General features: G+C 72.6%; 23 protein-coding genes and 2 tRNA genes. 6 read left to right on the plus strand and 19 right to left on the minus strand.

All coding sequences use genetic code 11. The features are described 5' to 3' along the window. Positions 1-364, minus strand: a 364-nt coding sequence (locus ABZ312_RS13700) for a catalase (protein ID WP_500437687.1), incomplete at its 3' end; no start/stop codon positions are given. A gap of 156 nt (positions 365-520) precedes the next feature. On the opposite strand from ABZ312_RS13700, the gene ABZ312_RS13705 reads away from it, so the two are divergent. Continuing rightward, positions 521-931 (plus strand): Fur family transcriptional regulator, encoded by a 411-nt coding sequence (locus ABZ312_RS13705; protein ID WP_500358597.1) that lies wholly within the window; start codon positions 521-523, stop codon positions 929-931. On the opposite strand, the gene ABZ312_RS13710 is transcribed toward ABZ312_RS13705, so the two are convergent. The 5 genes from ABZ312_RS13710 to ABZ312_RS13730 form a co-directional block, all read right to left on the minus strand. Beyond that, a complete protein-coding gene (locus ABZ312_RS13710; RefSeq protein WP_500327914.1) occupies positions 901-2,160 on the minus strand; it encodes a hypothetical protein in 1,260 nt (419 codons plus the stop codon). The genes ABZ312_RS13705 and ABZ312_RS13710 overlap by 31 nt on opposite strands. A gap of 205 nt (positions 2,161-2,365) precedes the next feature. After that, positions 2,366-2,439 (minus strand) — tRNA-Met (locus tag ABZ312_RS13715). Positions 2,440-2,490: 51 nt separating this feature from the next. Beyond that, positions 2,491-4,215, minus strand: coding sequence for a tetratricopeptide repeat protein (locus ABZ312_RS13720; RefSeq protein WP_500328044.1), 1,725 nt, complete (start codon positions 4,213-4,215; stop codon positions 2,491-2,493). 338 nt (positions 4,216-4,553) lie between these two features. Continuing rightward, a tRNA-Met gene (locus ABZ312_RS13725) sits at positions 4,554-4,627 on the minus strand. Positions 4,628-4,666: 39 nt separating this feature from the next. Further along, entirely contained in the window at positions 4,667-7,528 is a 2,862-nt protein-coding gene (locus ABZ312_RS13730; RefSeq protein ID WP_500328045.1) for a UPF0182 family membrane protein, read from the minus strand. A gap of 146 nt (positions 7,529-7,674) precedes the next feature. On the opposite strand from ABZ312_RS13730, the gene ABZ312_RS13735 reads away from it, so the two are divergent. After that, positions 7,675-8,229 (plus strand): PPA1309 family protein, encoded by a 555-nt coding sequence (locus tag ABZ312_RS13735; protein ID WP_499513849.1) that lies wholly within the window; start codon positions 7,675-7,677, stop codon positions 8,227-8,229. 58 nt (positions 8,230-8,287) lie between these two features. On the opposite strand, the gene ABZ312_RS13740 is transcribed toward ABZ312_RS13735, so the two are convergent. The 4 genes from ABZ312_RS13740 to ABZ312_RS13755 all read right to left on the minus strand — a co-directional run bounded on the left by ABZ312_RS13740 (position 8,288) and on the right by ABZ312_RS13755 (position 11,334). Continuing rightward, positions 8,288-9,355 (minus strand): YlbL family protein, encoded by a 1,068-nt coding sequence (locus ABZ312_RS13740; RefSeq protein ID WP_500437689.1) that lies wholly within the window; start codon positions 9,353-9,355, stop codon positions 8,288-8,290. Between the two features lie 44 nt (positions 9,356-9,399). Next, positions 9,400-9,567: a hypothetical protein gene (locus ABZ312_RS13745; RefSeq protein WP_500327916.1), complete on the minus strand. Its 168-nt coding sequence runs from the start codon at positions 9,565-9,567 to the stop codon at positions 9,400-9,402. A gap of 145 nt (positions 9,568-9,712) precedes the next feature. Further along, positions 9,713-10,171 carry a molybdenum cofactor biosynthesis protein MoaE gene (locus ABZ312_RS13750; protein ID WP_500327918.1) on the minus strand — a complete coding sequence of 153 codons (459 nt, stop codon included), beginning with the start codon at positions 10,169-10,171 and terminating at the stop codon, positions 9,713-9,715. Positions 10,172-10,230: 59 nt separating this feature from the next. Next, positions 10,231-11,334, minus strand: coding sequence for an SDR family oxidoreductase (locus tag ABZ312_RS13755; RefSeq protein WP_500327920.1), 1,104 nt, complete (start codon positions 11,332-11,334; stop codon positions 10,231-10,233). 128 nt (positions 11,335-11,462) lie between these two features. Between ABZ312_RS13755 and ABZ312_RS13760 the strand changes: the two genes are divergently transcribed. Next, positions 11,463-12,914 (plus strand): zinc-dependent metalloprotease, encoded by a 1,452-nt coding sequence (locus ABZ312_RS13760; protein ID WP_500437691.1) that lies wholly within the window; start codon positions 11,463-11,465, stop codon positions 12,912-12,914. Then, positions 12,911-13,438: an NUDIX hydrolase gene (locus tag ABZ312_RS13765; protein ID WP_500327924.1), complete on the plus strand. Its 528-nt coding sequence runs from the start codon at positions 12,911-12,913 to the stop codon at positions 13,436-13,438. Before ABZ312_RS13760 ends, ABZ312_RS13765 begins: the two co-directional genes overlap by 4 nt. Before the next feature lie 33 nt (positions 13,439-13,471). Here ABZ312_RS13765 and ABZ312_RS13770 read toward each other — a convergent pair whose 3' ends face one another. The 4 genes from ABZ312_RS13770 to ABZ312_RS13785 form a co-directional block, all read right to left on the minus strand. After that, positions 13,472-14,233 carry an AIM24 family protein gene (locus ABZ312_RS13770; RefSeq protein ID WP_500327925.1) on the minus strand — a complete coding sequence of 254 codons (762 nt, stop codon included), beginning with the start codon at positions 14,231-14,233 and terminating at the stop codon, positions 13,472-13,474. A 16-nt stretch (positions 14,234-14,249) separates the two neighbouring features. Next, complete coding sequence (locus ABZ312_RS13775) at positions 14,250-14,933, minus strand: AIM24 family protein (protein ID WP_326572541.1); 684 nt, start codon at positions 14,931-14,933, stop codon at positions 14,250-14,252. Between the two features lie 12 nt (positions 14,934-14,945). Beyond that, on the minus strand, positions 14,946-16,679 hold the full coding sequence (locus tag ABZ312_RS13780; RefSeq protein ID WP_500437693.1) for a TerD family protein: 1,734 nt from the start codon (positions 16,677-16,679) through the stop codon (positions 14,946-14,948). 87 nt (positions 16,680-16,766) lie between these two features. Next, positions 16,767-17,342 carry a M48 metallopeptidase family protein gene (locus ABZ312_RS13785; RefSeq protein WP_500327928.1) on the minus strand — a complete coding sequence of 192 codons (576 nt, stop codon included), beginning with the start codon at positions 17,340-17,342 and terminating at the stop codon, positions 16,767-16,769. 216 nt (positions 17,343-17,558) lie between these two features. Between ABZ312_RS13785 and ABZ312_RS13790 the strand changes: the two genes are divergently transcribed. Both ABZ312_RS13790 and ABZ312_RS13795 read left to right on the plus strand, forming a co-directional pair. Then, entirely contained in the window at positions 17,559-18,680 is a 1,122-nt protein-coding gene (locus ABZ312_RS13790; RefSeq protein WP_500437695.1) for a TOMM precursor leader peptide-binding protein, read from the plus strand. A gap of 70 nt (positions 18,681-18,750) precedes the next feature. Then, a complete protein-coding gene (locus ABZ312_RS13795; RefSeq protein ID WP_500357354.1) occupies positions 18,751-20,121 on the plus strand; it encodes an ABC1 kinase family protein in 1,371 nt (456 codons plus the stop codon). 25 nt (positions 20,122-20,146) lie between these two features. On the opposite strand, the gene ABZ312_RS13800 is transcribed toward ABZ312_RS13795, so the two are convergent. The 5 genes from ABZ312_RS13800 to ABZ312_RS13820 form a co-directional block, all read right to left on the minus strand. Next, positions 20,147-20,347: a hypothetical protein gene (locus ABZ312_RS13800; protein WP_326572546.1), complete on the minus strand. Its 201-nt coding sequence runs from the start codon at positions 20,345-20,347 to the stop codon at positions 20,147-20,149. A 73-nt stretch (positions 20,348-20,420) separates the two neighbouring features. Then, the gene (locus ABZ312_RS13805) at positions 20,421-20,732 is read right to left on the minus strand and encodes a putative WhiB-interacting protein (RefSeq protein WP_499513839.1); all 312 of its coding nucleotides are present in this window, start codon (positions 20,730-20,732) and stop codon (positions 20,421-20,423) included. Beyond that, positions 20,729-21,076 (minus strand): WhiB family transcriptional regulator, encoded by a 348-nt coding sequence (locus tag ABZ312_RS13810; protein WP_499513838.1) that lies wholly within the window; start codon positions 21,074-21,076, stop codon positions 20,729-20,731. The genes ABZ312_RS13805 and ABZ312_RS13810 overlap by 4 nt, the downstream gene beginning before the upstream one ends. Positions 21,077-21,181: 105 nt before the next feature. Further along, positions 21,182-21,472 carry a hypothetical protein gene (locus ABZ312_RS13815; RefSeq protein ID WP_499513837.1) on the minus strand — a complete coding sequence of 97 codons (291 nt, stop codon included), beginning with the start codon at positions 21,470-21,472 and terminating at the stop codon, positions 21,182-21,184. 152 nt (positions 21,473-21,624) lie between these two features. Then, positions 21,625-23,835, minus strand: coding sequence for an ATP-dependent DNA helicase UvrD2 (locus tag ABZ312_RS13820; RefSeq protein WP_500327933.1), 2,211 nt, complete (start codon positions 23,833-23,835; stop codon positions 21,625-21,627). Positions 23,836-23,859 lie beyond the last annotated feature (24 nt).

Consider the following 23,859-nt stretch of genomic DNA (forward strand, 5'->3'; position numbering starts at 1 on the left):
CCTCGGTGTAGAACTTCAGCGCCCAGCCGCGCGGGTCGCGCACCGCGTCCGCCGCGCCCAGGTTGCCGGCGACGGTGGAGAACCGCAGGAAGGTCTCGGTCTGCTTGCCGACCTCGGAGAGGAACTTCGCCCGCGTGTACTTCGTCACGTCGGCGGTCACCGTGAAGGTGCCGTAGGCGCCGGCGCCACGGGCGTGCACCACGCGCTCCGGGATGCGCTCGCGGTTGAAGTGGGCGAGCTTCTCCAGCAGCTGCTGGTCCTGGACCAGGACCGGTCCCCCGGGGCCCGCGGTCTCGCTGTTCTGGTTGTCCGCGACCGGGGCGCCCGCCTCCGTGGTCAGCGGGCCGGTCTCCTGAACCGTCACGTGCTTCTCCCTGGGTTGGTGCTGTGCCGTGGCTTACGCCGGAAGCGATCCTACGATAGACAGAGTCCAAGTCAAGAAGAGCCCCAAACTCGTACCCGGTCGGAACACGGACTGTCACTGTTAAGCTGTTGCCATCCCACTGATAGGTGAAATGGAATGAGTGACCTGCTGGAACGACTGCGCGGCCGCGGATGGCGCATGACCGCGCAGCGGCGCGTCGTGGCCGAGGTCCTGGACGGCGACCACGTCCACCTGACCGCCGACGAGGTGCACGCCCGCGCGGCGGCGCGACTGCCCGAGATCTCCCGCGCGACCGTCTACAACACCCTGGGCGAACTGGTGTCGCTCGGCGAGGTCATAGAGGTCGCCACCGACGGCCGCGCCAAGCGCTACGACCCCAACGCCCACCGCCCGCACCAGCACCTGGTGTGCTCCAGCTGCGGCACCGTCCGGGACGTCCACCCGCACGGCAACCCGCTGGCGGACCTGCCCGACGCGGAGCGTTTCGGGTTCACCGTCTCCCAGGTCGACGTCACCTACCGGGGCCTGTGCCCCGCCTGCGCCTGACGCTGCGCGGCCCGCCGCACACGTTCCGCGGCCTTGCGCACCCCCGGCTCCGGCCGGGTGCGGCCCACCCACACCGTCTCCACCGGCACCTGGCCGGCGACCTTGGAGAGCGCCTCGAAGGCCTCCCTGGCCACCCCGGGGTCCGGATCCACGGCCAACGGCGCCAGCTGCCGCAGCAGCCCCTCCCGCGGGACGAGCCGTCCCGCCGCGCGCACCGCGGCACGGCGCACCACGGGCGGCCACGGAGTGCGCACCTCACGGGCCAGCCGCAGCAGCAGCGGCGCGTCCGAGGCGTCCCCGCACTCCCCCAGCCCCGTCACCAGCCCGGCCACCAGCCGCGGCGGGCTCTGCGGGCCGCAGCGCAACAGCTGCCTGCGGTACGCCAGCGCCGGGGGCTCTCCCCTGCTGTACAGCCGCCAGCGGGCCTGGGCGCGGACGATCCGCGCCGGGTCGGCCAGCGGCGCGGTCAGCCGGGCCGCCGGCACGTCGTCCGGCAGCGCCGCGACCGCCAGCTCCCGCACGGCCGCCGAGCGGGCCCACAGCAGCCGCCCCGCCTGGTCCGGGTCCATCTGCAGCAGCCGCTCGGCGCACAGTCTGCGGCACACCTGGTCCGGGTCGCGCAGCGCCGTGCGCACCAGGTCCCCGCGGACGAACTCGCCGAGTTCCAGGGCCAGCTCGACCCCGAAGCGCCGGGTCAGCGGGTCCGTGTCGGCGGCCAGCGCACGCACCGCCCGCCGGGCCTCGGGCGCCGCCAGCACCCCGCGGTACGCCTCGGGGGTGTGCCTCGCCCGGCTCCGTCCGCGCAGCCTCAGCAGCAGCCGTACGGCCGCGGCGGCCTCGTCCGGGGCGGTACGGCGCAGCAGCGCCTCCAGCGCCCGGTCGCGGACCTGGTCCACCCAGTCCGCCGTCCGCAGCGCGAGGGCGGAGGCCACCAGCGGCCCGCCGTGCACCGCCAGCTCCTCCACGGCGGCCTGCCGGATGCGGCCGTCCCGGTCCATCGCGGCCAGCAACAGGCGCAGCGGTTCACTCTCGCCGGGCGCCGGGGGCGTGCCCTCCTGCACCCGGGCGGCACGGTCCAGCAGCAGCCACAGCCGGGGCGGCGCCGCGGCCAGCGCCTTGAGGGCCGCCGCCCGGTCGTAGGCGGCCTCCTCGTCGTCGGCGGCGCTGCGCAGCTCGCGCAGCAGGCCCTCCACCTCCGCGGCCGCGCACAGCCGACCCCACCGCGTCACATCCCTGAGTTCCGTCGGCCGCCGCTTACGCCGCCTGCGCAGCAACCCCGCCTCCTCGCGCCGCCTGAGGGCCTGTCCTCAGGATCGCGCGCCGGCGCCGGCGGGCCCAGGATCGTCGGCACCCTTTTGCCCGAACCATGCCTGGCCTGTACCCAACGCATACGAGAAAGGCCCGGAAGCCATGGCTTCCGGGCCCTCTCTTCAGTAGCGGGGACAGGATTTGAACCTGCGACCTCTGGGTTATGAGCCCAGCGAGCTACCGAGCTGCTCCACCCCGCGTCGTTGTGTCTTTAGACTACCCTCCCGGCGCTGAGCAGCGCAAATCGCTTCTCACGCGGACAGCTCGTGCTCCAGGGCGTCGGTCAGCCGGGCGGCCCGCTCGGCCACCTCGGCGGGGCCGCACTCCACCGCGCGGGCGCACCACGCCTGGGCGTCCGCGAGCTGTCCGTGCCGTGCGGCCAGCAGCGCCAGCCGCAGCGCGGCGCGTCCGTGGCCCGCGTCCGCGGCACGCGTCCACCAGAGGGCGGCCTCCGGCTCCGCGCCCTCGCGGGCGAGGAGCAGCCCGAGGTTGAAGGCACCGTTGCGGCTGCCGCCCTCGGCGGCCTCCCGGTACCAGTGGGCGGCGTCCACGACGTCCCCGCGCTTGGCGGCGCACATGCCGAGCCGCACCTGGGCACGGCGGTGCCCCTGGCCTGCGGCGCGGGCGTACCACTCCTCGGCCTCGCCCTCGGCCTCCTGCGTGCCCTGCCCGTCCAGCAGCGCGCCGAGCCGGAAGGCGCCCTCCGGGCTGCCGCCGCCCGCCGCGCAGCGCAGGTGACGCTCGGCGCCGTGCGCGTCGCCCTCCTTCTGCAAGGCGATGGCCACCTGGAGCGCGGCCTCGCCGTGGCCGCTGGCCGCGGCGCGCTCGTACCAGCGCCGCGCGGTGGCGTCGTCGCCCCGCCCGGCGTACAGGATGCCGAGGTTGAAGGCGGCGTCGACGCTGCCCGCCTCCGCCGCCTTGGAGAACCAGGGCTCGGCGCCCGCCGCGTCGCCGCGCTGCAGCAGGAGCACGGCGAGCGCGTTGGCCGCCTCGCGGTGCCCGGTGTAGGCGGCCTTGCGGTACCACTGCTCGGCCTGGGCCGTGCGGCCCTGACCGGCGCAGAGCAGACCGAGGTTGAAGGCGCCGTTGATGTCCCCCGCCTCGAGCGCGGCCCGGTACCACCGCTCGGCGGTCTGGGTCTCGCCCTCCTGGGCGTGCAGCGCGCCCAGGGCGTTCGCGGCGTTGCCGTCGCCGGCGTTGGCGGCACGCCGCCACCAGGTGGCGGCCCCGTCGACGTCGCCGGCGTCGCGCAGCAGGAAGCCGAGGGCGCAGGCGGCGCGCGGCTCCCCGTCGCGGGCGGCGGTCAGGTACCAGCGCTTGGCCTCCTCGAACTCGCCGCGCTCCTCCAGGAGCGTGCCGAGGCGCAGGGCGGCCCTGCGGTGCCGGCGGGCGGCGGCCTGCCGGTACCACTGCTCGGCCTCGCGCTCCTCGCCGCGCTCGGCGCAGATGCCGGCGAGCCGGTAGGCGGCCTCGCGGTGGCCGTGCTCGGCGGCGGCGTGGAACCAGCGCTCGGCGCCGACGTCACGCCGGTGGTCCAGGAGGTCGGCCAGCGCGTACGCGCCCAGGGTGTGCCCGGACTCCGCGGCCTGGCGCAGCCAGTACTCGGCGCCGGGCTCGTCGCCACGCTCGCGGAAGTGCCGGCCGAGCGCGTGCGCGGCCGCGGCGGAACCGGCGACCGCCGCGATGCGCCACCATGCGGCGGCCTCGTCGGCGTAGCCGCGCTGGTGCAGCAGCAGGCCCAGGTTGTTGGCGGCCGGGCGGTCCCCTCCGGCGGCGGCGCCGCGCAGATGGGGCTCGGCGCCCTCGAGGTCGCCGCGGCGCAGCAGCAGGGTGCCCAGGACGCTCATGGCCCCGATGTCGCCGTGCTCGGCGGCCCGCCGGTGGCGCGCCTCGAGTTCGGCCTCCTCGCGGGCCTCCAGGGTCTCCTCGTCCGGGAGGTCGGACTCGATGAGGCGCTCCTCGTCGAGACCGCCCATCCGCGGAGCGGGCAGCAGGTCGGCGACGGCCGGCACCAGCGCGGCCCCGGCCGCGGGCACGGTCGTCCGCCCCGTGGACCCGGGATCCCGGATCTGACGAGTCTTCAGCAGCCTTGCACCATCCCCCATGAGGTCCATCGTCGCATCACCCGTACCCGCAGTACACCTGGTATGCGGCAAACCTGCAGAGTTCAGCCGATCCCAGTTGGTCACTTCGTAGGTCACTACAGCGTTTTGTCGACTTCCCGACATGATGCCAACCGAAACCTCTGCGGTACCAGTTCCCCCCTACAAGTGAAAGGGCCCGGAGTCTATTGACTCCGGGCCCTCTCCAACAGTAGCGGGGACAGGATTTGAACCTGCGACCTCTGGGTTATGAGCCCAGCGAGCTACCGAGCTGCTCCACCCCGCGTCGGTGGAACAACAGTACCACGACGCGGGGTGGGCCCCGTCAGCCCTGCCTGCCCGCCTGCTGCTCGGCCTCCTGGGCCCGCTTCAGCGCGTCGGCGAGATCCTTCTGCGCCTGGCCGTACGCGCCCCAGTCGCCCTCCTTGAGCGCCTTCTGGCCCGCGTCGTACGCCTGCTGGGCGTCCTCCAGGGCCTGGGCGACCGTCGGATTGCCGGAGGCCGGCGGCTGGGTGCCCCCGCCCGTCTCCGGTGGCGTCTCGGGCGTGCCGCCGTCCGAGCCGAACACCGCGTCGAGCGCCTGCGCGAGCGTGTCCTCGAACTCGGTCTGGCCGCCGTAGCTCACCAGCACCTTCTTCAGCAGCGGGTAGTTGGTGCCCGCGCCGCGGACGTAGACCGGCTCGACGTACAGCAGCCCGCCGTCGAGGGGCACGGTCAGCAGGTTGCCGTACTCGACCTCCGAGTCACCGCCCTTGAGTAGCCTGATCTTCTCCGCCACGTCGGGGTCGGAGTTGAACTGGCTCTGCACCTGCTGCGGTCCGGACACCGTGGTGTTCGACGGCAGCTTCAGCACCCTGATCGCGCCGTACTCCGGACTCTTCGCGTCCGCGTCGACCGCCATGAAGGCGCTGAGGTTCTCGCGCTTGTTCGGCGTGAAGGTCGTCGTGAGCGAGAACGCCTGGTCGTTCTGGCCGGGCATCTTCAGGCTCAGGTAGTACGGCGGCACCGACTTGCCGGTCTTGGCGGCGGGGTCGTTGGGCACCGCCCACACCTCACTGCCGCTGTAGAAGGTCGACGCCTTGGTGACGTGGTAGCGCGTCAGCAGCTCGCGCTGCACCTTGAACAGGTCCTGCGGGTAGCGCAGATGCGCCATCAGCGCGTCGTCGATCGCCGTCTTGGGCTCGACCGTGTCCGGGAAGGCCTTCATCCAGGTCTTCAGCACCGGGTCTTCGGTGTCCCACTGGTAGAGCGTGACCTTGCCGCTGTACGCGTCGACGGTCGCCTTCACCGAGTTGCGGATGTAGTTGACCTGGTTCTGCTGCGCCAGCACGGCGCGCTGCCCGTCGGTCAGCGAGTCCGCGGTGGTGTCGCCCAGCGTCGTGCGCGACGAGTACGGGTAGCCGTTGCTCGTCGTGTAGGCGTCGACGATCCACACGATCCGGCCGTCGACGACCGCCGGGTAGGAGTCGCCGTCGATCGTCAGCCAGGGCGCGACCGCCTCGACCCGCTCCTTGGGCATGCGGTTGTACAGGATCTGCGAGTCGTCGCCGACGGCGCCGGAGTAGAAGATCTGCGGCTCCCCGAAGGACACCGCGTAGGCGAGCCTGGTCACCGGGTTCTTCAGGCCGACGCCGCTCTTGGCGGTGTACGTGTACGGCTTCTCGCCGCTGTCGTCGGTGTAGTCGATCTCCGGCGTGGTCTTGTCGCCGACGATCGACCACTGCTTGGTCTGCTCGCCGTAGTAGATCCGCTGCTGGTACGTCCCGAGGTCGCCCTTGGTCGGCAGGTTGTACTCAGTGAAGTCCGGCTCGCCGCTGGCGGTCGTGGTGGTGCCCTTGGCCGCCACCATGCCGTAGCCGTGCGTGTACTTGAAGTGGTCGTTGATCCAGCTGTGCTGCGGGATGCCCTCGAGGTTCAGCTCCCGCAGGCCCACCACGGTGTCCTGCTCCTTGCCGTCGATCGTGTAGCGGTCGACGTCGAGCGTGGACGGGAACGCGTAGTAGCCGCGCACCTTCTGCAGCTGCTGGTAGGTCGGCGAGACCACGTTCGGGTCCAGCAGGCGGATGGACGCCGCCGTGTCGGCGTCGCTGCGCAGCTTCTCCTTGCCGTCACCGCTCGTGCCCGAGTAGTCCGTCACGTCGGCGTGGTCGATGCCGTACGCCTCACGCGTGGCGTCGATGTTCTTCTGGATGTACGGCTGCTCCTTGGCGGCCTCGTTCGGCTGCACCTGGAACTTCTGCACGATCGCCGGGTACAGGCCGCCGATCAGGATCGCCGACAGCACCATCAGGCCGAAGCCGATCAGCGGCAGCGACCAGGTGCGCCGCCACAGGGTGGCGAAGAACAGCAGCGCGCAGATGATGGCGATGGCGAACAGGATCGTCTTGGCCGGCAGGTAGGCGTTGGCGTCCACGTAGCGCAGGCCCGTCCAGTCGCCCGACCTGAGGTTGCCGGACTTCACCGCCAGCGAGTAGCGGTCCAGCCAGTACGCGACGGCCTTCAAGGTGACGAACAGGCCCAGCAGCACCGACAGGTGCCCGGTCGCCGCCGCCGTCGCCCGGCCGCCCGGGGAGGTGAGCCGCAGGCCCCCGTACAGGTAGTGCACCAGCGCCGCCGCCAGCAGCGACAGCACGACCGCCGCGAAGCCGAAGCTCAGCAGGAAGCGGTACCAGGGCAGGTCGAAGGCGTAGAAGGAGATGTCCACGTGGAACTGCGGGTCCTTGGTGCCGAACGACGTGGAGTTCGTCCACAGCAGCCATGTGCGCCACTGGCTGGAGGCGGAGGCTCCGGCGATCAGCCCCACGAGCGCGCAGACGGTGAGCAGCACCCACTTCTTGTAGGGGGCGATGCCCATCCGGTAGCGGTCGAGGCTCTGCTGCTCCATCGACATCGCGCTGAGCGGCGGCCGGAGCCGGTGCGCGAGGTACACGTTGACGCCGACGGCCGCGGCCATCAGCAGACCGAAGACGAAGAACAGGCCGATCTTGGTCCACAGGGTGGTGGTGAAGACCGAGGAATAGTGGACGGAGCGGTACCAGAGCCAGTCGGTCCAGAAACCCGAGAACATGACGAAGGCCATGGCCAGCACGGCCAGGACGCCCAGGGTCATGAGCAGTGTCCGGGCTCGCCGCGACGGGCGGCCCACTCTGATCCGCGGCCCGTGCGGACCCCCGCCGCGGTCCGGCATCTGGAATACCAAGGTGCGCACCTCGAAGTGTCGGTCTCCGTCGGACGCCCTACCGGCGCCCACTGATGCAACTTACTCAGCGTTTACTCAGTTCCCCAAGGCTCCCGATTGGGGATGCGGGTCACAGAACAGGCAGGATGATGAGCATGTCCAACAACACGTCCGAGGGTGCGCCGCTCACCGCGAACCCGCTCACCCGTGCCGTCCTGGAAATCGACGACTACGCGTCCGGCCTCGGCTGGGACCAGCCCGCCCGGCTCTTCGCCCTCGTCGACACCGCGGCGCTGCGCGTACAGGAGCCCAAGCTGGCCGAGGAACTCGGCCTCGGAGACGGGGCGGCCGCGGGGCTGACCCCGATCGAGCAGGACGAGCTGCCGCCGGGCGCCGCGCTGGACGAGTTCCTGGCCACCATCGCCTGGCCCGGTGTCGTCAGCGGCTGCGCGCTCACCGTCGAGCGGCTGATGCTGCCGCCGTCCGCGGAGGAGTCCATCCCGCAGGGGCTGGACGACGCCGCGCTGGCCCGCTGGGTCGCCGGGCACCCTGACCGCCAGGAGGTCCGCATGACGGTGGGCGTGCTGCGGGACGGGTCCCGGGAGTCGGCGGTGCGGCTGCGCGAGAAGGACTCCCCCACCGAGGTGCTGACCGGTTCCGCGCTGGTGCCGGGGCTGGCCGACGCCCTGGCGGCGACCTTCGAGGAGTGACGCGGACGGCCCCGGGGAGTTCCCCGGGGCCGTCGGGCCGTACGGATGCGTCCGTCGCTCAGCCCTTCGTGCAGGAGGGCAGGGCCGACGTCTTGCCGTCGCGGATGTCCTTGAGCGCGTCCAGGGCGTCGTCGATGGTCTTCACCTTGACCAGGGTGAGGCCGCTCGGGGTGTCGGTCGCCGCCTCCGCGCAGTTGTCGGCGGGGGTCAGGAAGTACTCGGCGCCCTTCTGCCGCGCGCCGATGGTCTTCATGTCTATGCCGCCGATGGGACCGACCTTGCCCTCGTCGTCGATCGTGCCGGTGCCCGCGACGAACTTGCCGCCGGTGAGGTCCTCCGGGGTGAGCTTGTCGACGATGCCCAGCGCGAACATCAGGCCGGCGCTCGGGCCGCCGACGTCCGCCAGCTTGATGTCGATCTTGAACGGGAAGGTGTGCTCGACGCCGGCCTGGATGCCCACGACCGCCCGGGCCTCGCCGTCGTCGTCCGACTTCGCCGTGGTGATGGTCACGTCCTGGGTGGCGTCGCCCTTGGCGCCCTTGGGCACGACGGTGAAGACCACCTTCTGCCCCGGCTGGTGCTTGGTGACCAGCGATGCGACGTCGCCCGCCGCCTTGACCGGCTCGCCGTCCACGGCCTTGATCACGTCTCCGGCGTGCAGCTCGCCCTCGGCCGGGGCGCCCTTGACCACGGCGGAGACGATCACCCGGGAGCCGACGGGTATGCCGAGCTCGTCGAGCGCCGCGACCTTCGCGCTGTCCTGGGACTGCGTGAACTCCTCGGCGTTCTCCTGGTCGGCCTCCTCGGCCGTCTGCCCCTTGGGGTAGAGCGTGTCGTGCTCGACGACCTTCTGGTCGTGCGCCAGCCAGCCGACGACCGCCTCCACCAGGTTCATCGAGTAGTCCGCGCTCGTCACCCGCACCGTGGTCATGTTGAGGTGACCGCTGGTCGGGTACGTCTTGTGCCCCGAGATCTGCAGCACCGGATCCCCGCCGTGCGACCCGAGCGTGTTCACCGTCGGACCCGGCGACATCTCCGCGTACGGCACGGGCCACAGGAGCGCGACACACAGCAGCGCTATCAGGGTCAGGGTCGATGCGAGCAGCGTCGCGGTGCGGCGTGGCATGGAACGACAGTACGGTACGGAACCCGCAGCCGCCCCGTGGGGCCTCAGGCCGGGCCGCCCGATCCGGTGCGCTGCATGGCCTCGCGGAAACGCTCGTAGTCGGCGAGCGAGGCGCCGTCCCCGGTGGACCGCGTACGCGCCGCCCAGCCTCCCCAGACGGCCGCGGCGATCGCGGCGACCAGCGGGATGAGCAACCATGCGAGCGCTGCCACTTCGGCCTCCTGGACGCGCATGCCGATCAAGAACTATGAGCAGACTAATCTTCTGCTGCTACAACGTTCAGAGCGGGTGGCAGGTTACGCAACCGCAGGTGGGCCACTCAGTGGCGAGGCGGGCGGCGACCGCCCTCCCCGCGGGTCAGTGGGCGCAGGCGCCGACCCACTCCTCGGTGCCGTCGGCGAAGGCCTGGTGCTTCCAGATCGGGACCTCGCGCTTGAGGTCGTCGATGAGCCGCCGGCAGGCGGCGAAGGCCTCGGCCCGGTGCGGGCAGGAGACGGCGACGACGACCGCGAGGTCGCCGACGCGCAGGTCGCCCACCCGGTGGACGGCGGCCAGTGCCTTGACCGGGAAGTCCGCGACGACCTTCTCCGCGACCCGGCGCAGTTCGGCCTCCGCGCCCGGGTGAGCCGAGTAGCCGAGCCCGGTCACCTCCGCGTCCGACGGGCCGTCGTGGTCACGGACCATGCCGACGAACAGCGCGGTGCCCCCGGCGGAATCGTGCCCCACGGCGCGGAAGACCTCGTCCACGGACAGCTCCGTGTCCCGGACCGCGATGAGCCGGACGGGTTCGTCGTGCGTCTGTGCCATGCCGCTCATGCTGCCCCATCACCCGCCATGCGGAAACCCCCTTCCGGAGCGATTTCGCGCGGCGACGCTCAGACACCGCGGCGCTTGCGCGCCCTCCGCACCATCGCCGCCGTGCCGACCAGGGCGACCGTCGCGCCGGCCGCACCGAGCGTGGCCGCGTCCTTGCGGCCCAGGCGCCGCCCGACGACGGAGTTGCGGCCGGAGACCTCCTCCAGCAGGACGGCCAGCACCTCCTCGTTGGTCCACTTCGGCCGCCAGCCCGACTCGTGCAGCCTGCTGCCGCTGACCACCCACGGGTGCATCGTGTACGCCAGGTCCCCCGCCGGGGAGGGGGTGAGCCCCAGCCGGTGCAGCCGGGAGGCCGCGCCGAGCGCCACCGCGGGCGGCAGCTCCATGCGGCGGATGCCCGAGAGCTCCTCGACCTCCTCCTGCTCCAGCCAGCCGTCGCAGCCCACGGTCATCTCGCCGTCCACCTTCTCCAGCGCCGCATGCTCCAGCGCCGTCACCAGGTCCTCCACGTGGCAGAACTGCCAGCAGGGGCGGCTGCCGCCCACCACCAGCAGCCGCGGCGACTCGAAGTAGCGGGTCAGCGCGGTGTCGGTGCCGCCGACCAGCACGGCCGGACGCAGGACGGTCACGTTGAGTCCGGGGTGCGCGCGGGGGGCGCGCTTGCCCAGCCGCTCGATCTCCAGCAGGTCGCCCACGAAGGACGCCTCCGCGGTCGCGCGCAGCGGGGCGTCCTCGGCGAGCGGGACGTCGTTGTCCGGGTGGGCGCCGTAGACCATGGCCGAGGTGCACAGCACCACGCGCGGCACGCCGGCGGCGGCCGCCGCGGTGAGCACCGTCTGGGTACCGCGCACGTTGAAGGCGCTGCGCGCCTTGGGGTCGGACTCCAGGTCCAGGTCGAGCGCGAGGTGGACGACGACGTCCACGCCGCGCAGCCGCTCGGCGATCGCCGGGTCCCGAACGTCGAGCACCGCCCACTGGGCACCGGGGACGTCGCCGCGGCGCTCGTCGATCGCCACGACCTTCTTGACCTGGTCGGATTCGGCCAGCCGCAGGGCCAGCAGCAGGCCGACACCGGAGGCGGCGCCGGTGACGGCGACCACAGGTCCGGCGGGGGCCCTGCCGCCGCTCCGCTCTGGGCGAACGGTCGGTTCTGGGGAACTCACCAGGTGTCTCCCACGGTTGTCTCTGGTACCGGGTGCGCGGTCCGCAACCGCGGTCCGTACGCAGCCATCCTGCCTGACGGGTGTCTAGGCTGGAGGTACAGCCCACAACACACAGAGCCGAGGAAACCGTGAGCGACATCCCATTCGGATTCGGAGTCCCTCCCGAGGAGCCCGAGGAAGGGGACGACGGCAAGAAGTCCGGCGGTTCCGGCGGCGGCTCCCGGGGACCGGCCAATCCCTTCGGCTACGGCGGCGGGAGTCCCTTCGGCGGCGCCGGCGGGGACAACCCGTTCGCCGCCATGTTCGGTTCGCTGAACCCCAACGACCTGGGCGCGGCCTTCCAGCAGCTGGGTCAGATGCTCTCGTACGAGGGCGGCCCGGTGAACTGGGACATGGCCAAGGACATCGCCCGGCAGACGGTGGCCCAGGGCACCCCGGAGGGCTCGAAGGACGTCAGCGTGGGTCCCGCGGACCGGGCGAAGGTCCAGGAGTCGCTGCGGCTGGCGGACCTGTGGCTCGACGGGGTGACGTCGATGCCCTCCGGCGCCGGCTCGGCCGTGGCGTGGAGCCGGGCCGAATGGGTCGAGGCGACCCTGCCCGTGTGGAAGGAGCTGGTCGACCCGGTCGCCGAGCGCGTCGGGACGGCGATGGGCGACGTGCTGCCCGAGGAGATGCAGGCCATGGCGGGCCCGCTGCTCGGCATGATGCGCTCCATGGGCGGCGCCATGTTCGGCACGCAGATCGGGCAGGCGCTGGGCACGCTCGCCGGTGAGGTCGTGGGCTCGACCGACATCGGCCTGCCGCTCGGCCCGGCCGGCAAGGCCGCGCTGCTCCCCGCCAACGTGGAGGCCTTCGGCGAGGGCCTGAGCGTGCCGCAGGACGAGGTCCGGCTCTACCTGGCGCTCCGCGAGGCGGCGCACCAGCGGCTGTTCGCCCACGTGCCGTGGCTGCGGGCACACCTGTTCGGCGCCGTCGAGGGGTACGCCCGCGGTATCAAGGTGGACACCGCGAAGCTGGAGGACGCGGTCGGCCAGCTCGACCCGTCGAACCCCGAGGCGCTCCAGGACGCCCTGCAGCAGGGCATGTTCCAGCCCGAGGACACCCCGGCGCAGAAGGCGGCGCTGGCCCGTCTGGAGACGGCCCTGGCCCTCGTCGAGGGCTGGGTGGACGCGGTCGTGCACGCGGCCGCCGCCCCGCACCTGCCGTCGGCCGGGGCGCTGCGCGAGACGCTGCGCCGGCGCCGGGCGAGCGGTGGCCCCGCGGAGCAGACCTTCGCCACGCTGATCGGCCTGGAGCTGCGACCCCGCCGGCTGCGGGACGCCTCCCGGCTGTGGGCCTCGCTCACCGACGCGCGCGGCGTCGACGGACGCGACGGGCTGTGGGCCCACCCCGACATGCTGCCGACCGCCGCCGACCTGGACGACCCCGACGGCTTCGTCCACCACGAGCAGCTGGACTTCTCCGAGCTGGACAAGATCCTCGGCGAGGCCGCGGGCGGCCACGGGAAGGACGTCCGGCGCAACGAGGACGAGCACGAGCACGACGGCACCGACGAGGGCAAGGACGACGACGAGAAGTGAGCCTGCACGACGACGCCGTACGCGTCCTGAAGGACTGGTCCGCGCCCGACACGGGGCAGGAGCGGCTCCGGGAGACCTACCTGGCCCACCTGGAGGCGCACCCGGACGGCATGTGGAAGGCCTGCGCCGCGGGACACGTCACGGGCAGCGCCCTGGTGGTGGACCCCGAGCGCGGACGGGTGCTGCTGACCCTGCACAAGAAGCTCGGCATGTGGCTGCAGATGGGCGGGCACTGCGAGCCGGAGGACACCTCGCTGGCCGGGGCCGCGCTGCGTGAGGGCGTCGAGGAGTCGGGCATCCGCGGACTCACCCTGCTGCGTCCCGGGCCGGTCAACCTCGACCGGCACCTGACGCCGTGCGCCTGGCACCTCGACGTGCAGTACGCCGCCGTCGCGCCGCCCGGCGCGGTGGAGGAGATCAGCGAGGAGTCGCTGGACCTGAAGTGGTTCTCCTACGACGAGGTCGCCGACGTCGCGGACGGTTCCGTCCGGACGCTGCTGGCCCGCACCCGCGCGCTGCTCTGAGGCGGCGCGCGGGGCGGGACCGGCCGCGGGAGCTCAGCGGTTGCTGAAGATGTTGCCCTGGTTCATCCCGTGCGCGCCCTGCTGGCCGAAGCCGTACTGGGCGGCGGCGCCACCGCCGAGCTGGGCGTTCTGCGGCGGCATCAGTTCGCTGGGCTGCACCAGGACGTGGCCCTGGCCGAGGAAGTTGAGCTCCCAGCCCTCGCCGGTGTTGCCGCGCCGCCGCCAGACGCCTGAGGAACTGGTCTGCGCCTGCATCTGCACCCGGAGCGAGGACGACCAGGCGACGACCGCGTCGGAGTCGGCCGAGACGTACTTGTCCGGGGTGACCGGCATCAGCAGCGGCTTGCCCGAGGTCATCAGCGCGACCTTGCCGTGCCCCGAGATGTTGAGGTTGTAGGCGCCGCTGCCGGAGATGCCGAACTGGCTGTCGACGGAGATGACCTCCCAGTGCAGCCCGGAGTCGAGCGCCAGCACATAGGCGCCGTCCACGGTCAGGCCCTCCTGGTCCACGTCGACGACGTGGATGTGCTGGGCCAGGTTGGCGAGGTAGACCGTGCCCTGCCCGGAGCAGCGCATCAGCTCCAGGCCCTCCCCGGTGCGGTAGCGGGCGGTGCGCTGGGCGTGGCTCTGGTACTCGCCGTCGAACTCGATCAGGCCCTGGTACGCGACCATGGCGCCCTTGCGGGCCAGGCAGTCGGTGCGGCCGTCGAGCTTGACCCTCAGCAGGTACGGGTTCTGGAGTGCGTACTGGTCCTCGGTCTGGACCTCGGTGTAGCCGAAAAGCGGGCTCTGCATGGTGTCTCGCTCCCCCTCAGCCCCGGACTCGGAGGCGGTCGGTGCTGTCCTCACTGGGCTGTACGACGACGAAGCCCTGGCCGGAGAAGCCGATCTGGAAGGCCTCGCCGCTGCCGCGCCCGATGAGGGCCGACGCCTTGAAGCTGCGCTTCGCCTTCGTCTTCAGCCCGCTCGACCAGGCCACGAGGGCGTCCGGGTCGACGTAGGTCTCGTCCTCGCCGCGGCCGCAGTCGACCACGACCGGGGTGCCGCGCGAGGTGATGGCCACCCAGCCGGTGCCCGAGATCCCGACGTTGAACAGACCCTGGCCGGCGAACTTGGCCAGGCCCTTCACCCGCTCCACGCCCCATTGGAGGTGGGCGTCGAAGGCGAGCAGATTGCTGCCGTTGACCGACAGCGCCTCGTTGTTGAGGTAGACGCAGACGACGTCGGCGCCGTAGTCGGCGAGGTAGAGCAGTCCGTCGCCGGAGCACTTCATGATCGGTGCCCCCTCGCCGGTGAGCCACTGCGAGGCCATCTGGCGGACGGCGGGCGGGTTGGGCTCGTACTGGACGAAGCCCTCGTAGGCGACCATCGAACCGGTGCGCGCGAAGAGGTCCTGGCCGCTCTGCATGGCCACCTTCAGCATGCTGCTGCCGTGGTTCTCCATGCGGGCGGTGACCGGTGCCGGGGCGTACCCGGAGATCAGTGACTGGTCCATGACGGGCTCCCCTCAGACCTCGTACGGCTGGACGATGATGAAGTTGCCGGGGGCGCCCCGGAACTGCAGGTTCACGGTCTCCCCGCTGTGTCCCGGGTAGGCGTTCCTGCGCAGCCGCACCTGGCTGGAGAGCACCACCTGCGAGGCCGCCGACCAGGCGACGATCGCGTTGCTGTCGGCGTAGGTGGTCGGGGTGACCGGCAGCACCACCGGGGTGCCGTGGGTCTTGACCACGACGGTGCCCGTGCCCTGGAACTGCATGGTGAACAGGGCGCCGCCGGGGATGCCGTGACCCTCGATGCGACGCACCTCGTGCTGGAGGGACTCGTCGAAGGCGAGCACGTTCTCGGCGGAGACGCAGATGGCGTCGCCCTGGAGCTCGATGGGGTGCAGGTAGGACGCGTCCTCGGCGAAGAAGACCTGGCCGCGGCCGGTGCAGCGCATCAGCTGCATCTCCTGGCCGGTCATGTTGCCGACGATGCGGCCGGTGAACCCGGCGCCCTTGTAGCCGAATTCGACCTTGCCCTGGTAGAGCACCATGCTGCCCTGACGGGCGAGCACGGGCTGGCCGCCGGCCTGCGAGAGGTCGGCGCGCATCAGCTTCGGGTTCTGCTGGGTCCAGCGCTGGCCGGTGGGCAGCTCGCGGTACTTCTGCATCGCGGCCGCCAGACCGGCGCCCGGGGCCTGCGGGACCTGGCCGGCGTGCGGGGCCTGCGGCGGCTGGCCGAACGCGGGCTGGCCGGGCATGCCCTGACCCGGCATCGGCTGACCGGGGACGGGCTGACCGTAGGAGGGCTGACCGTACGGGGACTGGCCCGGTGCGGGCTGACCGTACGGGGACTGGCCTGGTGCGGGCTGGCCGTACGGGGGCTGGCCCGGTGCGGGCTGGCCGTACGGGGGCTGGCCGTAGGGCGGCTGACCCGGCATCTGGCCGGGGACCTGGCCCGGAGGCGCCTGCGGCGGCGGGACCTGGCCGAACGGTGGCTGGCCCGGGGGCGCCTGCGGCGGGGCCTGCGTCGGCGTGGTCATCGGCGCCACCATGGTGGGGGCGGCGTGCACGGGGGCCGGAGCCGGTGCGGGCGGAGCGCCGAAGGCCGGGGCGGGCTGGGGCGGGGCGGGCGGCGCGGAGGCCGCCGGGGGCGCGAACCCGGGCGCGGCACCCGCCGGGGGCGCGAAGCCCGGTGCCGCGGCGGGCTGCTGCGGCGCGGCCTGCTGCTCCTCGGCGACCTCGCCGCCGAAGTTCTTCAGCAGGGCGTCGAGCCCGCCGTCGAAGCCCTGGCCGACGGCGGCGAAGCGCCAGACGTCCTTGAGGTAGAAGTCGGCGAGCATGACCGCGCGCTCGGTGCTGAACTCGGCGCCCGTGAAGGCGTAGCGGGCGACCTCCTCGCCCCCGGCGACGATCCTGACGTAGCCCGGGCCGATCTGCGACATCTGCCCGGCGCCGTCGATCGTCGCGGTGAAGCTCAGCTTCTGGATCTGCGCGGGGATCCGGTCCAGCGTCACACGGAAGGACTCGGTGTCCCCGGCCTGCGCCCCCAGCTGCTGGATCGCCTCCTCGGGCGACTTGGGCTGGTTGAAGAAGATGAAGTAGCGGTCGTCGGACAGCTGTTCCTCGGCGTCGAGCCCGAAGCAGCTGATGTCGAAGCCGAGACCGGGACCGCTGATCTGCACGCCGATGTACAGATCCGTCCCTGCGGTCAGGTCACTGATCTTGGCCTTGTGGCCGCGCTGGAATTCCCTGGCCATCGCTAAGGACCGTCCCCCCATCCGTACGTACGTACTTGCTGCGTTGCGCCAGGCTAACCGCTGGCCGTGACAGGGGCTATTCCCCCGTTATTCCTCGCGTGCCGTGGGCGGGTGGGGCAGCCGGGCCGCGGCGGCGACGCCCTCGAGGTACCCGCGCGCACGTTCGGTGCGCGGGTAGGACTCCAGCAGCTTCCAGAAGTCCGGCCCGTGGCCGGGCACCAGGAGGTGGGCGAGCTCGTGGAGGAGCACGTAGTCGACGACGTACTCGGGCATGCCCTGGAGGCGGTGGGACAGGCGGATGCTGCCCTCGGCCGGTGTGCACGAGCCCCAGCGGGAGTTCTGGTTGGTGACCCAGCGCACGGTCCGCGGCATGGCGCGGCCGCCGAGGTACTGCGCGGACAGCTGCGCGGCGCGGGCGGCCAGCCCGTCGTCGCCGATCCTGCGGCGGCTCTCCTGGGCGGCGAGCTTGTCCAGCATGACCGTCACCCAGCGCTTCTCCTCGGCGACGGACATCCGGGCGGGGATGAGGACCACGGTGACGTCGCCCTCGCGGTACGCCGACACCGTCCGGCGTCGACGGGCGCTTCGGCGCACTTCGACCGCGCTGGTCCGAGGGGCGCGCGGGGGCTGGCCGGAAAGGCTCTGGGCGGGGTCGGCGGACACGCCCCGACGTTACCCGCACCGGGTCCGGGAAGTCCCGCCCGCGGGGGTGCTCGGTGAGAAAGGAGAGCAGAGAGATACCGGGCCGTAGTCATACCGAATGATCATTTGCATCGCCTGTGGATAACTTTCACGGCCCGTGCGGGGATATCGGGCACGCTGGCCCGACACGGAATCGGAACGATCTCTCGATCGGGAACTCTGCCCACGGGGGTGGCGATGCGTCCCATGCTCAAGCCGGCGATGCGCCGCAGTTGGCGCAGCCGGGAAAGCCTGCAATTCGGCGTCGACCCGGCGCACGCGGTGGTCCTGGACCCGGTGGACGGTGCGGCCGCCGCCTTCCTCGACCTGCTCGACGGCACGCGCGGACTCGGTCCGCTCGCCCGCGATGCCGAATCGCTGGGGCTGCGGCCCCCGCAGGCGCGGCGGCTGCTCGGATTGCTGGCCGAGGGCGGTGTGCTCGACGACGCGACGGCGCACGCCGAGCTGTCCGAGACGATACGGCACCACTCGGCCGCGCTGGACCGGCTCCGCCCCGACCTGGCGGCGCTGTCCGTGGTGCACTCCGACCCCGGTGGTGCGGCGGACCGGATGGGCCGGCGGCGGGCGGCCCGCGTACGGGTGGCCGGGGCGGGCCGGGTCGGCGCGACCATCGCGGCGGTCCTCTCCGCGGCGGGGGTCGGCCGGGTCGACGTGCGCGACGGGGGCCGGGTCGAGCCCTGGGACACCGCGCCGGGCGGCATCCCCGCCGAACACATCGGCGAGCGCCGGGACGCGGCGGCGCGAGGTCTGGTGCGCAGGGCGGCGCCCGATCCGCGGGCGGCGGCGGTGGGCCGCCGGGGGCCGTCCGCCGCGCCCGAGCCCGGATTGTCACTGGTGGTGGTCGCGCCGCGCGACGGCCTGGCCGCCTACGCCCCTGACGCCCAGGAGGCCGAACCGCTGATGGCCGCCGGGATCCCCCACCTGTACGCGGGGGTGCTGGAAGGCCGGGGCGTGGTGGGTCCCCTGGTGGTGCCGGGGAGCACGGGGTGTGCGGGATGTCTGGGACTGCGGATGGCGGATGCCGACGCGGCCTGGCCCAGGGTGCTGGCGCAGCTGAGGTCCGGGCGGAGCGGGGTCCCCGCCTGCGACGTCGCGCTGGCCACCACGGTCGCGGGGCTCGCCGCGGCGCACGCCCTGGCCTTCGTCGACGGCGGCCGGCCGCCGAGCTGCGGGGGGCGCGTCGAGATGGGCCTCGCCCGGCTGACCACGGAGGTGCGGCCGGTGCCGGGTGACCGCAGATGCGGCTGCGGTGCGCACGCCGCGGGTGCCGGTGCGGCGGACGACGCCGGAGGTTTGTGACACGGCCGGTGCCATGGTCCGGGAGGGGCGGGGGACAATGACGACGTGACCGATCGGAAAGAGGGGGCGCATGTCTGATCTTCCGCGCAAAGCGGTGACCCGTACCGCCAAGTTGGCGGCGCTCCCACTGGGATTCGCCGGGCGGGCGACACTGGGACTGGGCAAGCGGCTCGGCGGGCGCCCCGCGGAAGAGGTCGCCACCGAGCTGCAGGAGCGGACGGCCGAACAGCTCTTCAAGGTCCTCGGCGAGCTGAAGGGCGGTGCCATGAAGTTCGGGCAGGCCCTGTCGGTCTTCGAGGCCGCCCTGCCCGAGGAGGTCGCGGGCCCCTACCGCGCCGCCCTCACCAAGCTGCAGGACGCGGCGCCGCCGATGCCCGCCCGCACCGTGCACGCCGTACTGGCCGAGCGCCTCGGCGAGGACTGGCGCACCTTCTTCACCGAGTTCGAGGACCAGCCGGCGGCGGCCGCCTCGATCGGGCAGGTGCACCGGGCCGTGTGGCACGACGGCCGCAAGGTGGCGGTGAAGGTCCAGTACCCCGGCGCGGGGGACGCCCTGCTGTCGGACCTCAACCAACTCGGCAGGGTGGCGAGGCTGTTCGGGCCGCTGATCCCCGGCATGGACATCAAGCCGCTGATCTCGGAGCTGCGCGACCGGGTCTCGGAGGAGCTGGACTACGAGCTGGAGGCGCAGGCCCAGCACGCCCACGCGGTGGAGTTCGCCGACGACCCGGACGTGGAGGTGCCGGACGTGGTGCACCGCACGGACCAGGTGCTGGTCACGGAGTGGATGGACGGGGTGCCGCTGGCGGAGGTGATCTCGCGGGGCACGCCGGAGATGCGCGACCGCGCCGGTCAACTGCTGGCGCGCTTCCTGTTCGCCGGCCCCGCCCGCACGGGGCTGCTCCACGCCGACCCGCACCCGGGCAACTTCCGGCTGCTCGTCGACGACGGCCCGGCGGAGGGCTGGCGGCTGGGCGTGCTCGACTTCGGCACCGTCGACCGCCTGCCGGAGGGCCTGCCGGTGCCGATAGGGACGGCGCTGCGCCTGGCGCTGGCCGACGACGCGGAGTCGGTGCACTCGATGCTCCGCCAGGAGGGCTTCGTCAAGCCGACGATCGCACTCGACCCGGACGCCGTGCTGGACTACCTGCGGCCGATCATCGAGCCCGCGGCGGTGGACGAGTTCACCTTCGCGCGTGGCTGGATGCGCGCGCAGGCGGCGCGGGTCGCCGACCCGCGCTCACCCGCGCACCAGTTGGGCAAGCAGCTCAACCTGCCGCCCTCGTACCTGCTCATCCACCGGGTGACGCTCAGCACCATCGGGGTGCTGTGCCAGCTGGCGGCCACGGTCAGGCTGCGGGACGAGCTGCTCGAGTGGCTACCGGGCTTCTCCGGGGAGGACCTGGCCCCGCTGCCCGAGGCCGAGGACGCCTCGGCCTAGGCACAGGGGGGCCGCCGGGACGGCCCTACCACCAGGAGGAGTCCAGCCGGCCCTCGATACTGCGGATGTTGGTGCGGGCGCAGTCGTCGCAGAAGTACACGCGACTGCCGTTCTCGACGGAGCAGGTCCAGGTGAGGGGGAGTCCCTCGGCGACGGCCCCGCAGCGGGCGCACGTCGTCGTGGTGGGAGCAGTCCCGACCCGTTCGAATTGAGTCTTCTGGTCCACTTCGTGACGATACCGCGGGGCCGGTCGAAATCGACCGGCCCCGCGGTTGTGTGTCGTTGCCGATGTGTGAGCGCTACTGCATCACGGCCATCGCCAGCGCCCGGCGGGCGCGCAGCGAGGCGCGTTCGGCGCGGCGCTGCAGGCGCCGGGCGTTGAGCACGCGGAGGGCCATCCGTTCGTGCTCGGCCTCGTAGAGGCGCTCTTGCATATGGGCACGGGCCATGGCTTCTGGCATGAGTTGCATTTCGAGGTTCCTGTTCTGACGCTCAGCGGGAGCGTCGGAGGGCGGGGCGGGGCGTTCGGTGGCGGACGGGTTCATCGGGGCCTGCTTCTTGGGGTCGTGCGTGAGGGGACGGTCGATCGTTCCGACGGCAGGGCGCTTCATGCCACAACCGCGTTCTTGCGCGGACGGCCACGGGGACGCTTGCGCGGCACCACGACACCCTGGACGAAGAGCTCTCCACCCCAGACACCCCAGGGCTCACGGCGGTCCTTCGCGCCGGCGAGGCAGGCCTCGAGGACCGGGCAGGTCTGGCAGAGCGACTTGGCGTACTCGACATCGGCCGGGGACTCGGCGAAGAAGACCTCCGGGTCGTAGGTCCGGCACGGGACGGGGACGCCGAGGCGGTCGATCTCGTCGTCGAGCTCGGTGAGGGGCAGCAAGGGGACCTCCGGGTCAGGCGGGCGTACGGGGGCGGGTACGGACGGTGCGTGCGGGGTGAGATGCACGATCGCTTCGTTCCTCATCTGTTTGTCGGGGGGTGGGGAAAACAGAAGGGCCGCGGATCCCGGTCTGGGATTCCGCGGCCCTGGAGGTGCCGGCCTGATCGTCGATCAGGCTGGATCGCTCCAGGGTTCGAGCCCGCGGGAGGCCCACTTCGGGTGCTGCTGCTTCTGGGTTCCGGCACCATTGGTCGCCGCAAAGGCATAGGCCTGGGCCTCAGCCATTACTGCCACCGCCGGCGCCTGCGTCGGTCGCTCGCCGCCGCGCTCCCGGATGGAGAGAACGGTGGTGGGCAGACCGCCGGACAGGCGGCTGGACAGACCGGTGCCACGGAGCGAGGCACCAAGGGAGCAGGCGGCGGCGACCGGACGATCGGTCATTTTCGTCATGAACCTGGTCACTGGTCTCGCCTCCTCTCGGCGTCTCGTTGGGCTGGTCTGACAGGTGGTGCTGGGTCAGTACATCACGGATCGCACCGCTCCGGGAAGGTCCTTCACAGAGCCGCGCCGTTCGCGCTCACGCAGGCTATGGGGATTTCCTCGGGGCGCGCAAACTATTTTCCGGGCTCTTCCGCAACAGCTTCGTCACCGGCCTCACCGACGGGCTCCCGCCCCGCGCACAGGGCGAGGACGTCGGCGCCGAACTTGTCCAGTTTGCGGGCCCCGACCCCGGAGATGACAGACAATTCACCCTCCGTGGTGGGCCGCACCTCGGCGATCGCCAGCAGCGTCTTGTCGGTGAAGACGCAGTAGGCCGGCTGGCCCAGTGCCTTCGCCTGCTCCACCCGCCACTCGCGCAGCCGCTCGTACAGCGCCTCGTCCATGTCGGAGGGGCAGTCCTCACAGCGCATCAGCTTGATCTCACCCGCGTCGGACAGGGTGCGGCCGCACACGCGGCACTGCACCGGCCCGCGCCGCTTCCTGCCGCCCGAGCCGCGCTCCACGCCGCCCGTGGCGGCCGAACGGCCGCCCGCCCTGCCCCGGGCCGCCGAGCCCGGCCGCAGCCCGTCCAGGAACCGCGAGGGCCGCCTGCCGCCGCGGCCCCCCGGCGAGCGGGACAGGGCCCACGACAGGGCGAGGTGGAACCGGGCGCGGGTGACGCCGACGTAGAGCAGCCGGCGCTCCTCCTCGACCTGCTCGTCGGTCTTGGCGTAGGTGATCGGCATCGTGCCCTCGGTCAGGCCGACCAGGAACACCGCGTCCCACTCCAGGCCCTTGGCGGCGTGCAGCGAGGCCAGGGTGACGCCCTCGACGGTCGGGGCGTGCTGGGCGCCTGCGCGTTCGTCGAGCTCGGCGACGAAGTCCGCGAGCGTGGCCTCCGGCCGGGCCCGCGCGAAGTCCTCGGCGAGCCGCACCAGGGCCGCCAGCGACTCCCAGCGGTCGCGGACCGCGCCCGACCCGGCCGGGGGCTCGGAGGACCAGCCGCGGCTGCTGAGCACCGCCCGCACGTGCGCGGGCAGGTCCGCGTCGTCCAGACCCGGGTCGGATCCGCCGCCCGCCCGCGCGGCGCCGCGCAGCAGCATCCCGGCCTCGCGGACCTCGGGACGCTCGAAGAAGCGCTCGGCACCGCGCAGCTGGTACGGCACGCCGGCGTCGGCCAGCGCCTGCTCGTAGACCTCGGACTGGGCGTTCACCCGGTAGAGCACGGCGATCTCGCTGGGCCGCACGCCCTCGTCGATCAGCTCGCGGATCCGCCGGGCGGTGCCCTCGGCCTCGGCGGGCTCGTCGGCGTACTCGGTGTAGACCGGCTCGGGGCCGGCCTCGCGCTGCGAGACCAGCTCCAGACGGTGCTGGGCGGCCTGGCCCCGGGCCTGGGACAGCAGCCCGTTGGCCAGGTGCACCACCTGGGGGGTGGAGCGGTAGTCGCGGACCAGCTTGACCACCGTGGCCTCCGGGTGCCGGCTGCGGAACCCGAGCAGGAACTCCGGGGTGGCGCCGGTGAAGGAGTAGATGGTCTGCGAGGCGTCGCCGACGACGCAGAGGTTGTCCCGGCCGCCGAGCCACAGGTCCAGCAGCCGCTGCTGCAGCGGGCTGACGTCCTGGTACTCGTCGACGACGAAGTGCTGGTACTGGGAGCGGACGGCCTCGGCGACGTCCGGCCGGTCCTCCAGGACGCCGACGGTGAGCAGCAGCACGTCCTCGAAGTCGATGACCCCGCGGTCGCGCTTGAGCTGCTCGTACGTCGTGTAGATGCGGGCGATCTCGGCGGCGTCGCGCGGGATGTCGCGGGCCGCCTTGGCGGCGGCCGCCGGATAGTCCTCGGGGACGGTCTGGGTGACCTTGGCCCACTCGATCTCGCCGGTGACGTCGCGCAGCTCGTTGCGGTCCAGCCGGATGCGGGAGCGTGCCCCGGCCTCCGCGACCAGCTGGATCTTGCGCTCGGCCAGCCGCGGCATGTCGCCGCCGATGGCCCGCGGCCAGAAGTACTGCAGCTGGCGCAGCGCCGCGGAGTGGAAGGTGCGCGCCTGCACGCCGCCCGCGCCGAGCTGCCGCAGCCGCCCGCGCATCTCACCGGCCGCACGGGCGGTGAAGGTGACCGCGAGCACACTGGCGGGCTGCATCATCCCGGCCCGCACCCCGTACGCGATCCGGTGGGTGATCGCGCGCGTCTTGCCCGTGCCGGCTCCCGCCAGCACGCACACCGGGCCGTGCAGGGCGGTGGCGACCGCGCGCTGCTCGGGGTCGAGCCCGGCGAGCACGGCGTCCGCCGAGTCCGGGACGGCGGGGAAGTCCGGGAAGAGCGGGGTGTGGGTTGGTGCAGTCACCCCGCCATGCTGCCAGGTCCCGGG

The organism is Streptomyces sp. NPDC006207, from assembly GCF_040613835.1.
GTDB lineage: Bacteria > Actinomycetota > Actinomycetes > Streptomycetales > Streptomycetaceae > Actinacidiphila.